The organism is Streptomyces roseoverticillatus, from assembly GCF_000719265.1.
Taxonomy (GTDB): domain Bacteria; phylum Actinomycetota; class Actinomycetes; order Streptomycetales; family Streptomycetaceae; genus Streptomyces; species Streptomyces roseoverticillatus.
This window is the reverse complement of record NZ_JOFL01000002.1, coordinates 252,341-268,642: the sequence shown is the minus strand read 5'-3', so window position 1 is coordinate 268,642 and position 16,302 is coordinate 252,341. Positions and strand designations below refer to the sequence as shown.

14 protein-coding genes and 1 riboswitch are annotated in these 16,302 nt (G+C 75.6%); of the genes, 7 read left to right on the top strand and 7 right to left on the bottom strand.

The annotated features are described in order from the left end of the window. The first annotated feature begins 285 nt into the window (after positions 1-285). The 4 genes from IF61_RS0103435 (at position 286) to IF61_RS0103420 (ending at position 5,776) form a co-directional block, all read left to right on the top strand. Positions 286-837, top strand: a complete 552-nt coding sequence (locus IF61_RS0103435; RefSeq protein WP_030364697.1) for a beta-class carbonic anhydrase — start codon at positions 286-288, stop codon at positions 835-837. Positions 838-996: 159 nt separating this feature from the next. Beyond that, positions 997-2,004, top strand: a complete 1,008-nt coding sequence (locus tag IF61_RS0103430) for an AAA family ATPase (protein ID WP_030364696.1) — start codon at positions 997-999, stop codon at positions 2,002-2,004. Then, on the top strand, positions 2,001-3,380 hold the full coding sequence (locus IF61_RS0103425; protein WP_078659948.1) for a DUF58 domain-containing protein: 1,380 nt from the start codon (positions 2,001-2,003) through the stop codon (positions 3,378-3,380). Before IF61_RS0103430 ends, IF61_RS0103425 begins: the two co-directional genes overlap by 4 nt. Beyond that, positions 3,377-5,776: a transglutaminase TgpA family protein gene (locus IF61_RS0103420; protein ID WP_078659947.1), complete on the top strand. Its 2,400-nt coding sequence runs from the start codon at positions 3,377-3,379 to the stop codon at positions 5,774-5,776. Before IF61_RS0103425 ends, IF61_RS0103420 begins: the two co-directional genes overlap by 4 nt. A gap of 109 nt (positions 5,777-5,885) precedes the next feature. Here IF61_RS0103420 and IF61_RS0103415 read toward each other — a convergent pair whose 3' ends face one another. Then, positions 5,886-6,290 carry a DUF3040 domain-containing protein gene (locus IF61_RS0103415; protein WP_030364693.1) on the bottom strand — a complete coding sequence of 135 codons (405 nt, stop codon included), beginning with the start codon at positions 6,288-6,290 and terminating at the stop codon, positions 5,886-5,888. Positions 6,291-6,527: 237 nt separating this feature from the next. Beyond that, positions 6,528-7,289: a methyltransferase gene (locus IF61_RS0103410; RefSeq protein WP_030364692.1), complete on the bottom strand. Its 762-nt coding sequence runs from the start codon at positions 7,287-7,289 to the stop codon at positions 6,528-6,530. A 212-nt stretch (positions 7,290-7,501) separates the two neighbouring features. On the opposite strand from IF61_RS0103410, the gene IF61_RS0103405 reads away from it, so the two are divergent. Continuing rightward, positions 7,502-8,116: a TetR/AcrR family transcriptional regulator gene (locus IF61_RS0103405; RefSeq protein ID WP_030364691.1), complete on the top strand. Its 615-nt coding sequence runs from the start codon at positions 7,502-7,504 to the stop codon at positions 8,114-8,116. 352 nt (positions 8,117-8,468) lie between these two features. After that, the gene (locus IF61_RS0103400) at positions 8,469-9,995 is read left to right on the top strand and encodes a phytoene desaturase family protein (RefSeq protein WP_030364690.1); all 1,527 of its coding nucleotides are present in this window, start codon (positions 8,469-8,471) and stop codon (positions 9,993-9,995) included. 32 nt (positions 9,996-10,027) lie between these two features. Here the strand turns inward: IF61_RS0103400 and IF61_RS0103395 are convergent, their stop codons facing one another. From IF61_RS0103395 to IF61_RS0103375, 5 genes are all read right to left on the bottom strand, one after another. Next, entirely contained in the window at positions 10,028-11,074 is a 1,047-nt protein-coding gene (locus tag IF61_RS0103395; RefSeq protein WP_030364689.1) for a hypothetical protein, read from the bottom strand. Between the two features lie 42 nt (positions 11,075-11,116). After that, on the bottom strand, positions 11,117-12,034 hold the full coding sequence (gene metF / locus IF61_RS0103390; protein WP_030364688.1) for a methylenetetrahydrofolate reductase [NAD(P)H]: 918 nt from the start codon (positions 12,032-12,034) through the stop codon (positions 11,117-11,119). 166 nt (positions 12,035-12,200) lie between these two features. Next, positions 12,201-12,854 (bottom strand): thiamine phosphate synthase, encoded by a 654-nt coding sequence (thiE, locus tag IF61_RS0103385; RefSeq protein WP_030364687.1) that lies wholly within the window; start codon positions 12,852-12,854, stop codon positions 12,201-12,203. A 137-nt stretch (positions 12,855-12,991) separates the two neighbouring features. Further along, positions 12,992-13,357 carry an Rv2175c family DNA-binding protein gene (locus IF61_RS0103380; protein ID WP_030364686.1) on the bottom strand — a complete coding sequence of 122 codons (366 nt, stop codon included), beginning with the start codon at positions 13,355-13,357 and terminating at the stop codon, positions 12,992-12,994. 102 nt (positions 13,358-13,459) lie between these two features. Further along, complete coding sequence (locus tag IF61_RS0103375) at positions 13,460-14,629, bottom strand: NAD(P)/FAD-dependent oxidoreductase (protein WP_107042966.1); 1,170 nt, start codon at positions 14,627-14,629, stop codon at positions 13,460-13,462. A gap of 328 nt (positions 14,630-14,957) precedes the next feature. Continuing rightward, a riboswitch (TPP riboswitch) is annotated at positions 14,958-15,069 on the top strand. Here IF61_RS0103375 and thiO point away from each other — a divergent pair. Further along, entirely contained in the window at positions 15,068-16,270 is a 1,203-nt protein-coding gene (gene thiO, locus IF61_RS0103370; RefSeq protein WP_052392355.1) for a glycine oxidase ThiO, read from the top strand. (Overlaps the previous riboswitch by 2 nt.) Positions 16,271-16,302 lie beyond the last annotated feature (32 nt).

Below are 16,302 nucleotides of genomic sequence, written 5' to 3'. Positions count from 1 at the left end.
CGCGTCGCGCACGTGCGGGTTTTCGGTGTCCAGGGGGAGCGTCGGGCCTCCCACTTCGCGCCACTTTAGTCCACTCGTCCCGCCGGTCAATCAACCGGCCAGCGCGTCCCGGCCCGGGCGCGGCGCGGCCGCCCGTTACCCGTGATGTTGGCGGGAATGACCCCGTTCACCCGGACGGCAGGGGGGCCGCCACCCCTGTGGCTTACCTCACAGACCAGGTTATGGGGAGGATTTTGTGGTCCCCGTAACGGGCCCGGGGCCGCAGCGCCGACTACCGTCGTTCATATGTCGATATCCGCGTCCCAGCCGGCGCCCCAGAGCCCCGACAGCACCCGGCAGCCGACGGTCACCGACCGTCTCGTTCAGGCCAATGCCGAATACGCCGCCCGCTTCACCGACCCGGGCATGGACGCGCGGCCCGTCCTCAAGGTCGCCGTCGTCGCCTGCATGGACGCCAGGCTCGACCTGCACGCCGCCCTGGGCCTGGAGCTCGGTGACTGCCACACCATCCGCAACGCGGGCGGCGTCGTCACCGACGACATCATCCGCTCGCTGACCATCAGCCAGCGCGCCCTCGGCACCCGCTCCGTCGTCCTCATCCACCACACGGGCTGCGGCCTGCTCACCCTGACCGAGGACTTCCGCCACGAGATCGAGGCCGAGGTCGGGCAGCGTCCGGCGTGGGCGGTGGAGGCCTTCAAGGACTTGGAGCAGGATGTCCGGCAGTCCATGCAGCGCGTCCGGACCTCGCCGTTCCTGCCCCACACCGACGACGTCCGGGGTTTCATCTTCGACGTGACGACCGGCCTGCTGCGCGAGATCGACCCGCAGCACTGATTGTCCACAGGCGGTGACGCGGCGCCGCGCGGGCGGCCAGAATGCGGAGAGGACGCCGTCCCCGTGTGACGCACGGGGCGCGGTGTCCGTATTCCGGGGCGGGTGCCCGGTCCGTGACCCATGGACCGGGGGCCCGCAGGACGGGCCGAGGAGGGCCGGGTGACGACCTATGACGAGCGAGCCAGCCTGAGCAGTCTGACCGCCACCGCGGAGCGGATCCGCGGGGCGGTCGAGGGCGTGATCGAGGGCAAGCCGGAGGTCGTACGGCTCTCGCTGACCGTGCTCCTGGCCGAGGGCCACCTGCTGATCGAGGACGTGCCGGGCGTGGGCAAGACGATGCTCGCCAAGGCCCTGGCCCGGTCGATCGACTGCTCGGTGCGGCGCATCCAGTTCACGCCCGACCTGCTCCCGTCGGACATCACGGGCGTGAGCGTCTTCGACCAGCAGCGGCGCGACTTCGAGTTCAAGCCGGGCGCGGTCTTCGCCCAGATCGTCATCGGCGACGAGATCAACCGCGCCTCGCCGAAGACGCAGTCGGCGCTGCTGGAGTCCATGGAGGAGCGGCAGGTCACCGTCGACGGGCACACCTACGAGCTGCCGAGGCCCTTCATGGTGGTGGCCACGCAGAACCCCGTCGAGATGGAGGGCACGTACCCGCTGCCCGAGGCCCAGCGCGACCGCTTCATGGCGCGGGTCTCCATGGGCTATCCCAGCCCCGAGGCCGAGCTGCGGATGCTGGACGCGCACGGCTGCTCCGAGCAGGCCTCCCCGCTGGACGACCTGCAGCCGGTCGCCCACGCCCACGAGATCGTCAAGCTCGTCGAGGCGGTCCGCACGGTCCACGTGGCCGACGCCGTGCGGCGCTACGCGGTGGATCTCGTCACCGCCACCCGCCACCACCCGGACCTCAGACTCGGCGCGTCCCCGCGGGCGACGCTGCACCTGGTGCGGGCCGCCCGGGCCGCGGCCGCCCTCGCGGGCCGCGAGTTCGTCCTGCCGGACGACGTCCAGGCGCTGGCGCCGGCCGTCCTCGCCCACCGGCTGCTGCCCACGGCCCAGGCCCAGCTGGGCCGGCGCGGCGCCGAGCACGCGGTCCTCGACATCCTCCAGCGCACCCCCGTGCCGGACCCGTCGGCGCAGGCGTGGCGGCAGGCGCGGCGGCTGTGACGGGCCCGGGGGACGGCACGGGCCCCGGGCCCGTCCTGCGGGCCGGGGGCGGCAGCGGCCTGTGGACGGCGCTGGGCGGGCTGACCACCCGCGGGCGCTCCTTCCTGGCGGCCGGCATCGCGGCCACCGTGTGCTCCTACGTGCTCGGGCAGGCCGACCTGCTGCGGGTCGGGCTGTTACTGGCCGTGCTGCCCCTGCTGTGCGTGGTGGTGCTGCACCGCACCCGCCACCGCGTCACGGGCAGCCGCCGGCTCACGCCCGCGCGGATCCCCGTCACGGCCGACGCCCGGGTCCAGCTGCGGATCGACAACGTCTCCCGGCTCCCCACCGGCCTGCTGATGCTCCAGGACCGGGTGCCCTACGTGCTGGGCCCGCGCCCCCGCTTCGTGCTGGACCGGATCGAGCCCGGCGGCCGGCGCGAGGTCTCCTACCGCGTCCGCTCCGACCTGCGCGGCCGCTATCCCCTCGGCCCGCTGCAGCTGCGGCTGACGGACCCCTTCGGCATGTGCGAGCTGACCCGCGGCTTCAGCGCGTACGACACGCTGACGGTCGTGCCGCACACCGAGCCGCTGCCCCCGGTGCGCCCGGGCGGCGCGAGCCCGGGCCACGGCGACGGCCTGCGCCGCTCCCCCGCCCTGGCCGGCGAGGACGACGTCATCCCCCGCGGCTACCGCCACGGCGACGACCTGCGCCGGGTCCACTGGCGCTCCACCGCCCGCCACGGCGAGCTCATGGTGCGCCGCGAGGAGCAGCCGCGCCGCGCCCGCTGCACGATCCTGCTGGACACCCGCCGCGCCGCCTACGAGGGCGCGGGGCCGGGCGCACCCTTCGAGTGGGCGGTCTCGGGGGCCGCCTCCGTCGCGGTGCACCTGCTGGAGCAGGGCTTCTCCGTGCGGCTGCTCACCGACGCCGGGAGCGCGGCGCCCGGCCCGGACGGCCGCGCCGCCTCCCCGCACGCCCCGGCGGAGGCGGCGGGCCTGATGCTGGAGATCCTCGCGGAGGTGGAGCAGTCGGAGAGCACGTGCCTCTCTTCCGCGCTCGCTGCCCTGCGCGGCGGCGAGGGGCTGCTCGTGGCCTTCCTCGGCGGCATGGACGAGGAGCAGACGGCCCTGGCCGCCCGGATGCGCGGGCGCGGCGGCGCGGCCGTCGCCTTCGTCCTGGACCCCGCCGCCTGGCGGGGCGATCCCGGTCCCCGGGCGCGCGGCGCGGCCGAGCAGCGGCTGCAGGTGCTGCGCGAGGCCGGCTGGACGGCGCTGCCGGCCGGTCCCGGGGCCTCGCTGCCCGAGCTGTGGCAGCTGGCCGGCGGGCCGGGCCCCGCGGCGCCCGCGCCCTCCTCCGGCCCCTCCGGGGCGGGGGCGGCGGGAGGCCGGCCGTGACGGGGCAGGCGCGCCTGACGGTGAGCGCCGCGGTGGCCACGCTCGCGGCCTCCTGCGCGATGCTCCCGCTGGTCGACAAGAGCGTGTGGATACTGCAGGCCGCCTTCCTGCTGGCCCTCCAGAGCACGGCCGGCGTCCTCGCGCGCCGCGTCCCGCTGGCCAGGCCGCTGACCGTGGCCGTGCAGGCGCTGACCGGGCTGCTGCTGCTCACCGTGGCGTTCGCGGGCGAGCAGGCGGTGGCCGGGCTGCTGCCGGGCCCCGAGGTCTTCCACGAGTTCGGGCAGCTGGTCCAGGAGGGCGCCGAGGACGTCGGGCGGTACGCGATCCCCGCGCCGGCGACGGCCGGCATCCGGCTGCTGCTCGTCGGCGGCGTGCTGGTCGTCGGTCTTGCGGTCGACGCCGTGGCGGTGACGTACCGCAGCGCCGCGCCCGCCGGGCTGCCCCTCCTCGCGCTGTACTCCGTGGCCGCCGGGCTCGGCCAGGGCAGCTACGGCCCGCTCTGGTTCCTGGCGGCGGCGAGCGGCTATCTGCTGCTGCTCCTGGCCGAGGGGCGGGAGCGGCTCGCCCGGTGGGGCCGCGTCCTCAGCGGCGGCCGGACGGCTCCCCCGGCCCCGGGGCCCGCCACGGCGGGCGGCGGCCGCCTCGCCCGGGTCCGTACGGGCCGGCGCATCGGGGCGCTGGCCCTCGGCATCGCCCTGGCCGTGCCGGCCGCGCTGCCCTCGATGCAGGGCGGGCTCTTCGAGCCCGCCGGGCGGGGCGCCGCCCCGGGCTCCGGCCCCGGCGGCACCACGTCCGTCAAGCCGCTCGTGGCCCTCCAGGACAGCCTCAACCAGCCGGAGAACCGCGAGCTGCTGCGCCTGCGCTCCTCCGCCGAGAACACCCGCGACCTGTACTTGCGCATCGTCGCCCTCGACCGCTTCGACGGCGCCGCGTGGCAGACCACCGAGCGCCCCCTCACGGAGCTGCCGGCGGTCCTGCCCGCCCCGGCGGGCCTCGCCGCCGGGGTCCGTACGTCGCGGGTCGACACCACTCTCACGGCCTCCGACGGCTACGCGCAGAACTATCTGCCGCTGCCCTACCCCGCCGAGGAGGTCCGCGCCGAGGGCCGCTGGCGCTACGAGCAGGAGGGACGGGCCCTGGTGGGCGAGCGCGGCCAGACCACCCGGGGGATCCGCTACCAGGTCTCCAGCCTGCAGGTGGAGCCCAGCGCCGCCCAGCTCGCCGGCGCTCCGGCGCCGCCGGAGGAGATCCTGCGCGCCTACACCCGGGTGCCGTCGTCGCTGCCGCCGGTGGTGGCGCAGACGGCCCGGAAGGTGACGGCGGGCTCGGCCAACGCCTACCAGCAGGCGGTCATGCTGCAGGACTGGTTCTCCGTCGGCGGCGGCTTCCAGTACGACACGCAGGTGGCGTCCGGCACGGGTGCCGAGGCCGTCGCCCGGTTCCTCGCGGCCAAGCGGGGCTTCTGCATCCACTTCTCGTTCTCGATGGCGGCGATGGCCCGGACGCTGGGCATCCCCGCGCGCGTGGCGGTCGGCTTCATGCCGGGCACCCCCATGGCGGACGGCTCGGTGTCGGTCGGCTCCAAGGACGCCCACGCCTGGCCCGAGCTGTACTTCGAGGGCATCGGCTGGACGCGCTTCGAGCCGACGCCCAGCCGCGGCACCACCCCCGAGTACACCGTTGCGGAGCCCTCGCCGGGCGCCGAGCCGGGCGGCGGTCCGGCCCAGCTCCCGGACCGGACGGCCGTGCCCCCGTCGGCGCCGAAGGGCACGGACGCCTGCCCGCCCGCGCAGAAGAAGCTCGGCGAGTGCCGGTCCCCCGCCGCGCCCGTCGAAGGCTCCGGACCGGCCTCAGGCAGCCCGTCGGCGGGCACGGTGGCGGGCGTCGCGGTGGCCGCGCTGGCCGTCCTGGGGCTGCCCCTGCTCCCCATGCTGTGGCGCAGGCGGGTGCGCGCCCGCAGGCTCGGCGGGCCGGGCACGGCACCCGCCGCGGCGGCCCCCGCGGACGCCCCCGTGGATGCCCTGGCCGCCGGGCACACGCTGGCTGCCTGGCGCGAACTGACGGACTCCGCCTGGGACTACGGCATTCCGCCCGACGACTCCCGCTCCCCACGCGGCGCCGCCGCCCGCATCGTCACCGCCGGCGCCCTGCAGGGGGCCGCCGCCGAGTCCGCGGGCAGAGTGGCCGCCGCGGTCGAACAGGTGCTGTACGCGCCCCGGCCCCGGCCGGTGCCCGGGCTCGCGGAGGACGTCGAGTGTGTACGGGCCGGGCTGCACGCCGCCGCCGGCCGGGGCGCCCGGCTGCGCGCCGTCCTGCTGCCGCGCTCGTCCGCGCGGCTGCTGTGGGGGCTCGCGCGGCTGCGGAGCTTCTCGCGGCGCCGGTCGGCGGCCGCCTGAACGGCACCCGCGGGAGACGAATATGGCGTGGGGTCAGGAGACCTGCTCCCGACCCCACGCCATGAAGAGTCTGCGTTCACTCAAGGGTTCACAGAAGGACTGTGCAGGCTCAGTGGCCCTGTTCGTCGCGGCGGCGCTGCCAGCGCTGCTCGATGCGGTCCATCATGCTGCGGCGCGGGCGCATCTGACCGTGGCCGCCCAGCTGCCCCGCCGGGCCCGCCCCCTGCTGCGCACCGGCCCGCGGCGCCTTGCGCCAGCCCGTGACGGCCAGGGCCGCACAGCCCAGCATGACGAGGAAGCCGACCACACTGATCCAGTACTGCCCCTGAATCATGACGCCGGTCATCAAGAGCGCGATACCCACCAGAAACCCGGCGACCGCCTGGTAGACCCGTCGCCGGGTGTACGTGCGCAGGCCGCTGCCCTCGAGCGCTGTCGCGAACTTGGGATCTTCGGCGTACAGCGCTCGCTCCATCTGCTCGAGCATGCGCTGCTCGTGCTCCGAGAGCGGCACGGAGTCCTCCTACTCGTCGGTCGCGGGGGGCGACCGGGTGCGACCCTTTCAGGATAGGCAGGGAATCGCCCCCGTGAAACCCGCCCCTCTGCGCCAATCCGCCCACCGATGTCCGTGTGGCGACCGGTGGCGTCGGGACGTACATTCCCGGTTCGCCGATCGGCCATGCCGGACGGTGTCCCCCGATCATACGGGGCGAACCGGCTGATCGGGTGGCCTGTGACCTACAGCGCGCGGTCAGCCACGCTCGGCCAGGACGTGCAGTTGGGTCGCCACGGAGTGGAAGGCGGGCAGCGCCGCCGCGGCCGCCTCCAGCTGGGCGAGCGCCTCCCGCGCCCCGGGCTCCGCGTCGAGCAGCACGCCGGGCACCAGGTCGGCGAAGACCCGGACGCCGTGCACGGAGCCGACCTCCAGGCCCGCGGCCTCGACGAGCTCCGAGAGCTGCCCGGCGGTGAAGCGGCGCGGCACCGGGTCGCCCGCGCCCCAGTGCCCGGCGGGGTCGGTGAGGACCTGGCGGGCCTCGGTGAAGTGCCCGGCGAGCGCGCGGGCGAGGACCGCGCCGCCCTGGCCCGCGGCCAGCAGGCTCAGGGTGCCCGCGGGACGCAGCGCCTCGATCACGTTGCGCACGCCCTGGGCGGGGTTGTCCACGTACTCCAGGACGCCGTGGCAGAGCACGACGTCGTAGGAGCCGCGCTCGACCACGTCGAACAGGCCGGTGGCATCGCCCTGGACGCCGCGGACCCGCTCGGCGACGCCGGCCTCGGCGGCCCGGCGCTCCAGCGCGAAGAGGGCGTTGGGGCTGGGGTCGACGACGGTGACGCGGTGGCCGAGGGCGGCCAGCGGCACCGCGAACTTGCCGGAGCCGCCGCCGGTGTCGAGCACGTCCAGCACGCCGCCGGCCGGGGCGGCGGCCTTCACCCGGCGGTCCAGGGCGTCGCGCAGGACCTCCCAGACCACGGCGGTACGCAGGGAGGCCCGGGGGCGCAGCGGGTCTGACACGGCGGATGGCTCCTCAGCGGTGGATCGGCGGACGAATGTGTCCGCCCCAGCCTAATGCGCCCGGGCGGGGCGGAGGCCGACGCGGTGGCCGAGCGCGCCGCGGCGCCCCTCCGGGGCCCGACCGGAAGGGCCCGGCCTGCACGAATGCCCGTGCGGCCACCCGGGGTTGACGCGGGCGCGGGGGCGGCGGGGCGGACAGGGAGAATCACTTCATGGACAGCAGCAGCACGCGCCGTCAGAACACCCGGCGGAAGCTCTTCGCCGCCGCGGTGACCCTCATCGCCGAACAGGGCTTCTCCTCCACCACCGTGGACGAGATAGCGGAACGGGCCGGGGTGGCCAAGGGCACCGTCTACTACAACTTCGCGAGCAAGACCGACCTGTTCGAGGAGCTGCTGCGGCACGGGATGGAGCTGCTGACCGGGTCGCTGCGGGCCGCGGCCGAGGAGGCGGCCGAGCGCGGCGGCGGCCGGTCCGGCGCCCTGGACGCGATGATCCGCGCCGAGCTGGACTTCGTCGCCCGCCACCCGTCGCTGGCCCAGCTCTACGTCGCCGAGCTGTGGCGGACCAACCGGGCCTGGCAGCCGACGCTGACACGGGTGCGGCAGCAGGCGGTCGAGGTGATCGAGTCCGCGTTACGGGAGGCCGGCGCGGAGGGCGACCCGGTCTCGGAGAGCGACATTCCGCTGACGGCGTCGGCGGTGTTCGGGATGGTGCTGGTGGCCGCGCTGGACTGGCGGTCGTTCCAGCCGGAGCGGTCGGTGGACGAGGTGCACGCGGCGCTGTCGCGGCTCCTGCAGGGCCGCCTGAACGGGGCCGTCCGCTAGACCCCGCCGGGTTCGGCGGCGGCCCTCCGGAGGTGGGCGCGGTGCGGGCCGATCCCCCTCGGCCTGCACCGCGCCCGCGTTCCCCCGTACTCCCCCGGGCCCCAGCAGGGACCCCCGTCCCCCCGGTCACGTCGGGGGTGCCGCGCCGTTCCGCAGCCCCGTGCCGGCGGTGCCGGCGCCGCGCCCCTTCCGTGCGCACCACTCTTCCGCGCGGCGGGCCGCGGCCCATCCGTGCACCTACTCATCTCCTCCTCTGAGTACGGGTACTCAGCCCCTGGTGTTCAGCCCCGCCGCGAGCGGCTGCCGACGCCGCGGAACGGCGCTGCCGGTGCCGCCGGATAAAGTCGTGCCCATGGCACGGATTGCGGTGATCGGCGCCGGGATGGGCGCGATGGCGGCCGCTGCCCGGCTGGCCGTCGCGGGCCACCGGGTGACGGTGTACGAGCGCGCGGCGACGCACGGCGGAGGCGTCGGGCGGATGACGCGGGACGGCTTCGCCTTCGACACGGGACCGGGGCTGCTGCACTTGCCGGCCGTCTACCGCGACCTGTTCGTGAAGACGGGCAAGGAGTCGCTGGAGCAGAGCCTGGGCCTGGTCCAGGTCGACCCGGCGAGCGCGCACGTCTTCGCCGACGGCACGTCCGTGGCGCTGCCCAACGCGTCCCGGGCCGGTGTGGTCCGGGCGCTGGACGAGGCCGTGGGCGCGGGTGCGGGCGAGCGCTGGAGCGAGCTGGTGAACCGGGCGCGCGTGGTGTGGGACGCCACGCGCCGCCCCCTGCTGGAGGAGCCGCTGCTCGCCGACCCGGAGTATCTGGAGGCCCTGGGCCACGACCCGTATCCGGGGCTGCGCAAGCGCGGTCTGTTCCGGCGGAGCACTCCGCCCGTGCTGGCCGCGGTCGCCGAGCGGGAGCTGAAGGACCCGCGGCTCGCGGCGCTGCTGGAGAGCCACGCCCTGGCGTACGGGCTGGATCCGCGCACGGCCCCCGCGAGCGCGGCGGTGCTGCCGTACATGGAGCAGACCTTCGGCAGCTGGTACGTGCGCGGCGGCATGCGCGGCCTGGCGGACGCCGTGTACGAGCGGTGCCGCAAGCGCCGGGTGGAGTTCGTCTTCGGCGCGGAGGTCGTGGCCGTCGCCGAGAAGGACGGCCGCGCCGTCGGCGTGGAGCTGGCGGACGGCCGCGTGGACGAGGCGGACACGGTGGTCGCCGGCGTCTCGCCCGGGGTGCTGCGGCGGATCGCGCCGGCGGCCTGCGGGCCCGCCGTCCGGCCGGGACCGCCGGTGCCGCCCGGCCGGTTCACGGTCTTCCTCGCGCTGCGCGGGGCGCGGGCCGCGGGCGCGGCCCACCGCACGGTGGTCCACGCCCCGGACCGCGGCGCGGAGTTGGCGGGCGTCTTCGGCGAGGGCGCGCGCGGCCCCGCCGCGCTGCGCTACCGGCCGACGGTGACGGTGCTGCGCCCGGACGATCCGGACGTCCGCCCGGACGAGGGCCACGAGGCCGTCACGCTGACGGCCACGGTCGCCTCGCACGGCCGTGCGGACTGGGCTGACGAGGCGACGGCCGCCGGTTTCGCGGAGCGGATGCTGGACGCGGCGGAGGGGCTGCTGCCGGGCCTGCGGGACCGGCTGCTGTGGCACGAGGTCCGCACGCCCGCGGACACCGAGCGGGCGACGGGCGCCGAGGGCGGGGGCGTTCCGGCGCCGGTGCTGGCCGGCGGCGGGGGCGCGTTCCTCCGCACGGCCAACGCGACGCCGCTGTCCGGCTTGTACCTCGCGGGCGGTTTCGCCCATCCCGGCGGGGGGCTGGCCCACGCCGGGATGTCCGGGACGATGGCCGCGGGCCTGATCGTCTCCGGGGCGGACTGGCGCGGCTCCCAGTAGGGCCGCGGCCCGGGGCGGGCCCGGGCCGGGGCTCAGTAGCGGTGCTGCTCGTTGTACTGCTCGCCGTAGCCCTGGCCCTGGGCCGGGGGCTGCTGCGGGTACGCGTGCGGGTAGCCCTGCGGGGCGGGCGGCAGGTCGCCGTCGCGCTGCTGCGGCACCCAGACCCCGCCGGGCGGAGTCTCCATGTCGTACTGCTGGGCCGGGGCGTAGGCGTCGGCGGGATGGCCGCCCATGCCGTACGGCTGTGCCGCCGTCTGCGGCTGCTGGTACTGCCCGTAGGAGTCGTACGGGTCGTATCCCTGCTGCCGGTTGCCGATGTAGGGGTCGGAGTACGCCGCGTACTGTCCCTGCCCGTAGTCGAATTGGCCGGGGGCCGCCGGGGCGGCCTGGGCCTGTGTGCCGTACGCGTCGCCGTACGGGGCGTAGCCGCCGTCCTGCGCCGGGGCGGTGGCGTAGCCGGCGTCGCCGTAGCCTCCGTAGCCCGCGCCGGCGTCGGGTGCGGGTGCGGTTTCGGCCAGGGGCGGCTGCGCGGCGGGCATGACGGGGTCGCCCGCGGGCTCCTGGAGCGGGGGGACGGCGGGCATGGCCGCGGTCTCGTCGAGCGGCGCGGCGGCGGAGAGCGGAGGGGCGGGCGGGGCCTCGGTGCGCTCGCCGCCCTTGCGGCGCCGGCCGGCCCGCGGCTCCTTCACGCCGTCGTCCTCGGCGGCCGCTTTCCCGGCGCGCTTACCGGACTTGACACCTCTGCCGGACTTTCCGGCCTTGACGGACTTACGAGAATTGCCGGATTCGCCGTTGCCGTCTGCCGCATTGCCGCCGTCCCGGCCGTCCCGGCGCAGCGCCCAGCCGCGGGAGAAGCCCCGGCGGAAGGAGAGCGTCACGTAGGTCTGCCCGACGGCGAACGCCACCGCGCCCACCGCGATGACCGCGACGGACGGGATGACGACTCCCGCGACGACGCCGAGGAACCCGGCGAAGGCGAGGAGGCGCCAGCGCAGTCGCGCCTTGTACTGCAGCAGTACCTCGCCGAGCAGCCAGAGCGCGACGACGCCGAACGCGATGTAGAGGACCGTCCAGCCCATTTACGCCCCTCTCGTGGCCGCAGCCCTTCGAGGGGCCGGCCGTCAGGACCGCTGGTGCAGTCCCAGATTCTCGTAGATTTCCAGCGTCGCCGTGGAGTGGTTCAGGGTAATGAAGTGCAGCCCGGGAATCTCCTCGGCCATCAACCGAGCGCACAGCTCCGTGGCGTACTCGATCCCGATCGAGCGTACAGCGGCCCGGTCGTCCTTGACCGCGAGGATCCGATCGGCCAGCGCGGGCGGGAACGCGGCATTGCTGAGCTGCGCGAACCGCTCGATCTGGCGGACGTTGGTGACGGGCATGATCTCGGGGATGATCGGGGTGTCGCAGCCGGCGGCGGCGACCCGGTCGCGCAGCCGCAGGTAGTCGTCGGGGTAGAAGAACATCTGCGTGATGGCGAAGTCCGCGCCCGCGCGGCACTTGTCCACGAAGTGCCGGATGTCCGTGTCCCAGTCGGTGGAGCGCGGGTGCATCTCGGGGAAGGCCGCGACGCCGACGCAGAAGTCGCCGGACTCCTTGATGAGCCGGACGAGGTCGGCGGCGTAGTCCAGTCCTTCGGGGTGGCGCACCCACTCCCCCATGGGGTCGCCGGGCGGATCGCCGCGCAGGGCCAGCATGTTGCGGATGCCGACGTCGGCGTACTGGCCGATGATGTTGCGGAGCTCGGCCTTGGAGTGGTTGACGGCTGTCAGGTGGGCGACGGGCGTGAGCGTCGTGTCGGTCGCCATGCGCTCGGTCACCCGCACGGTGCCCTCGCGGGAGGAGCCTCCGGCGCCGTAGGTGACGGAGACGAAGGTCGGGCCGACGGCCTCGATCCGGCGGATGGCGTCCCAGAGGGTGCGTTCCCCCTTCTCGGACCTCGGAGCGGCGAACTCGAAGGAGTACGAGCGCTCGCCTGAGGCGAGCAGCTCACGCACCGTGCGCGCGTGGTCTGTCCTGGTGGAGGCGGTGCCAAGGGCCATACCGGCAAGTTAACCAGCGGTTCCCGCGGCCCCCAATCACACTTTTGCGATTTGCCCGATAAGCCGGTCTCCTGTCCGCATGCCGGACGGGTTCTTCATGTTTTTTTGACACTCTCGCGGGCCGGCCCGCCGCGGGGACGGCGGCGGGCCGCGCGCCGCGCCGGCCTCAGAGGCGCTCGCGGACCCGCTTGGCCAGCTGCGCCGCGGCCTCGCCGGGGGAGTCCGCCTCGGTGATCGCGCGGACCACGACGACCCGGCGGGCGCCCGCGTCGAGCACCTCGTCGAGATTGCCGAGGTCGATGCCGCCGATGGCGAACCAGGGGCGCGCGGTGCCCAGGGCCGCCGCGTGGCGGACCAGGGGCAGGCCGGGGGCGTGGCGGCCCGGCTTGGTGGGGGTCGGCCAGCAGGGGCCGGTGCAGAAGTAGTCCACGCCGGGCTCGGCGGCCGCGGCGTCCACCTCGGCCTCGGCGTGCGTCGAGCGGCCGATCAGCACGTCCTCGCCGAGGACGGCGCGGGCGGCGGGCACCGGCAGGTCGCCCTGGCCGAGGTGCAGGACGCCGGAACCGGCGGCGTGGGCGACGTCCGCACGGTCGTTGACCGCGAAGAGCTTGCCGTGGCGGCGGGCGGCCTCGGCGAAGACGGCGAGGTGCTCCAGCTCCTCGCCGGCCTCCATGCCCTTGTCGCGCAGCTGGATGATGTCGACGCCGCCGGCGAGGACCGCGTCGAGGAACTCCGGCAGGTCGCCCTGGCGCTTGCGGGCGTCGGTGCACAGATAGAGCCGGGCGTCGGCAAGGAGCTCGCGGGCGGTGGCGGCGGACATCGGGTGGTTCCCCCCGGGTCGGCGGTGCACGGGCGGGGGCGGGCCCCGCCCGTGCACCGGACGGTTGTGGCAGGTCTGAAGGGCGCGGTCACCCGCGCCCGGTTACTACGGCTGAGACTTCCGGTCGGCCCGTCGGCTCAGACGGCGAGCGCCTGGGCGCGCCGCTTCACCTCCGTGCCGCGGTTCTCCCGCAGCGCGTCGGCCGGGGTACCCGGCAGGGTCGGGTCGGCGGTGAAGAGCCACTCCAGCATTTCCTCGTCGCTGAAGCCGTCGTCCCGCAGCAGCGTCAGGGTCCCGGCCAGGCCCTTGACGACCTTGCCCTCGCCGATGAAGGCGGCGGGCACCATGAGCACCCGGTTCTCGCCCCGGCGGACGGCGATCAGCTGGCCCTCCTTCACCAGCTGCCGCACGCGCGTCACCTCCACGCCGAGCATCTCGGCGATGTCGGGGAGGTTGAGCCAGGCGGGAACAAGCGCGTCGATCTTTGCGTCAATCTCGGTCACAGGACAAGCCTGCCATCTGACACTGACAGCCGGTAGCCGGGTTGACCCGACCCGGGCGCGTCACGCCGCCGCGGCGGGGCCGCGGGCGGTGCGACGCGCCCGTCAGAGCACGGCGGACTTCAGCGGCACGGACGCGTCGGCGGCCTTCGCCCGGTCGAGGGCGGCGCCCTTCTCGATGAGCTTGCGGCCCTGGGCCAGGTCCCGGGGCCGGCCGACGGCCAGCAGGGCCACCAGGACCCCGTCGCGCAGCCAGCACACGCTCCAGGCCGCGCTCGACGGGTCCCCGCGCCACAGCAGTTCGTCGGCGCCGGCATGGTGGCCCGCGTACTGCACGAACCGCCCGAACTGCTCGGACCAGAAGTACGGCACCGGGTCGTAGACCGGCCCCTCGGCCGTGCCGAGCGCGATGTTCGCGGCGACGGTCCGCGGCCCCTGCATGGCGTTGTCCCAGTGGTGCACGAGCAGCCGCTCGCCGTAGCGCGCGGACGGGAACGACGCGCAGTCACCGACCGCGTAGACGCCGGGGAGCGAGGCGCGCAGCCGCTCGTCGGCGACGACGGCACGGTCCTCGCCGAGCTCGATGCCGGAGCCCTCCAGCCAGCCGGTCGCGGGCCGCGCGCCGATGCCGACGACCACGGCGCCGGCCGGCAGCCGGGTGCCGTCGGCGAGCACGACCGCGCCGGGCTCCACGGTGCTCACGCGCGCGCCGAGCATCAGCCGGGCGCCGCTCTCGGCGTACCAGGGGGCCATGCGCTCGGCGATCTCGGCGGGCATGGCGCCGGCGAGCACGCGGTCCGCGGCCTCGACCACGGTCACCTCGCAGCCCGCCTCCCGGGCGGCCGTCGCGACCTCGGCGCCGATCCAGCCCGCGCCGACGGCGACGACGTCGTGCTGGGCGGCCAGCACGGGCCGCAGCCGCACGGCGTCGTCCAGGGTGCGCAGCAGGTGGACGTTGGACAGTCCCTCGCAGCCGGGCAGCCGGACCGGCTCGGCGCCGGTGGCGATGACCAGGACGTCGTACGGGACGGGCCCGGCGGAGGTGTCCAGCAGGCGCTCGGCGGCGCGCAGGCCGGTGGCCTCGCGCCCGAGCCGCAGGTCTATCCCGAGCGAGGCGAAGTCCACCTCGAACGCGGAGCCCTCGGCCTTGCCGAGCAGGACGGCCTTGGAGAGCGGCGGCCTGTCGTACGGCGGGTGCGGCTCGGCGCCCAGCACGGTCACGGTGCCGGTCCAGCCGTACTCGCGCAGGGCGACGGCGGTCTGCACGCCCGCCATCCCGGCACCCACGATGACGACGCTCCGCTCACTGGCGGCAAGTGCTTCTTCCCGGTGCTCGCTCACCCGATCACTGTAGGGCGGTGGCGCTCCCGCACCGGGGCCAGGGGCCCGTCCGGGCGGGTCTCTGCCACGTTGCGGCGAGCCGCAGTTCGGCACCGCCGGACCACCACGTCGTGGCTGATCGCCGTCGCGGCGGAAGGAAATCGCCCGCCGCGACGGCGGCGAGCCCCCGCGGCGAGGGGCCGGCGGAATGCGCGGGCACGGCTGCACCGTCGTCCGACAGGCCCTCGCCCGGGCGTCGCGGCGCGTACTAGGGTGGCCGGTACAACGCACTCGCGGGAGCCCGGACGACCGGGCTGAGAGGGAGGCTGACCGGCCTCCGACCGTACGAACCTGATCCGGGTCATGCCGGCGAAGGGAGGGGCTGGACGCCTCATGGACGCGTCTACCACCACAACGGACACATCGGACCGCACTCCGGCCGTGCCCGCCTGCGACGTCCTCGTCGTGGGCGGCGGCCTGATCGGCCTCGTCACCGCCTGGCGCGCGGCACAGCGCGGGCTGCGCACCGCCGTCGCCGACCCCGCGCCGGGCGGCGGCGCGGCACGGGTCGCCGCCGGGATGCTCGCCGCGGTGACCGAGCTGCACTACGGCGAGGAGGCGCTGCTCGCCCTCAACCTGGCCTCCGCGCAGCGCTATCCGGGCTTCACGGCCGAGCTGGAGGAGGCGAGCGGCGTCGCCACCGGCTACCGCGCGTGCGGCACGCTGGCCGTCGCCCTCGACGCCGACGACCGGGAGCACCTGCGCGAACTGCACGCCCTGCAGCAGCGCTGCGGCCTGGACGCGCAGTGGCTCACGGGCCGCGAGTGCCGCCGCCTGGAGCCGATGCTCGCGCCCGGCGTACGCGGGGGCCTCCACGCCCTCGGGGACCACCAGACCGACCCCCGCAGGCTCGCCCGTGCGCTGCTCACGGCCTGCGAGCGGGCCGGGGTCGCCTTCCACCGCGCCGAGGCCGTACGGCTGCTCCTCGCCGGCGACCGGGCCGCGGGTGCGGAGCTCGCGGACGGGCGCCGCGTCCCCGCCGGCCAGGTCGTGCTCGCCGCGGGCAGCCACAGCGGCACGCTCGCGGGCGTCCCCGCCGGCGTCCTGCCGCCCGTGCGGCCCGTCAAGGGCCAGGTGCTGCGGCTGCGCGTCCCGGACGCGTACGCGCCCTTCCTCTCCCGCACCGTGCGGGCGGTCGTCCGCGGCGGGCCGGTGTACCTGGTGCCGCGCGAGAACGGCGAGCTGGTCCTGGGCGCGACCACCGAGGAGCTCGGCTGGGACACCACGGTCACCGCCGGCGGCGTCTACGAACTGCTGCGCGACGCCCACGAGCTGGTGCCCGGCATCACCGAACTGCCCCTGGTGGAGACCTCCGCCGGGCTGCGCCCCGGCTCCCCCGACAACGCCCCTCTGCTCGGCCCGACCGCCCTGCCCGGCCTGCACACCGCCACCGGCCACCACCGCAACGGCGTCCTGCTCGCCCCGCTGACCGGCGACGTCATGGCCGAGGTGCTGACCACGGGGCGCCTCCCCGAGGAGGCCCGCCCCTTCTCCCCCCGACGCTTCTCGAACGCGCTCCAGGAGCTGCCCGCATGAACCCCACCGACCCCACCGACACGCCCGCGGCC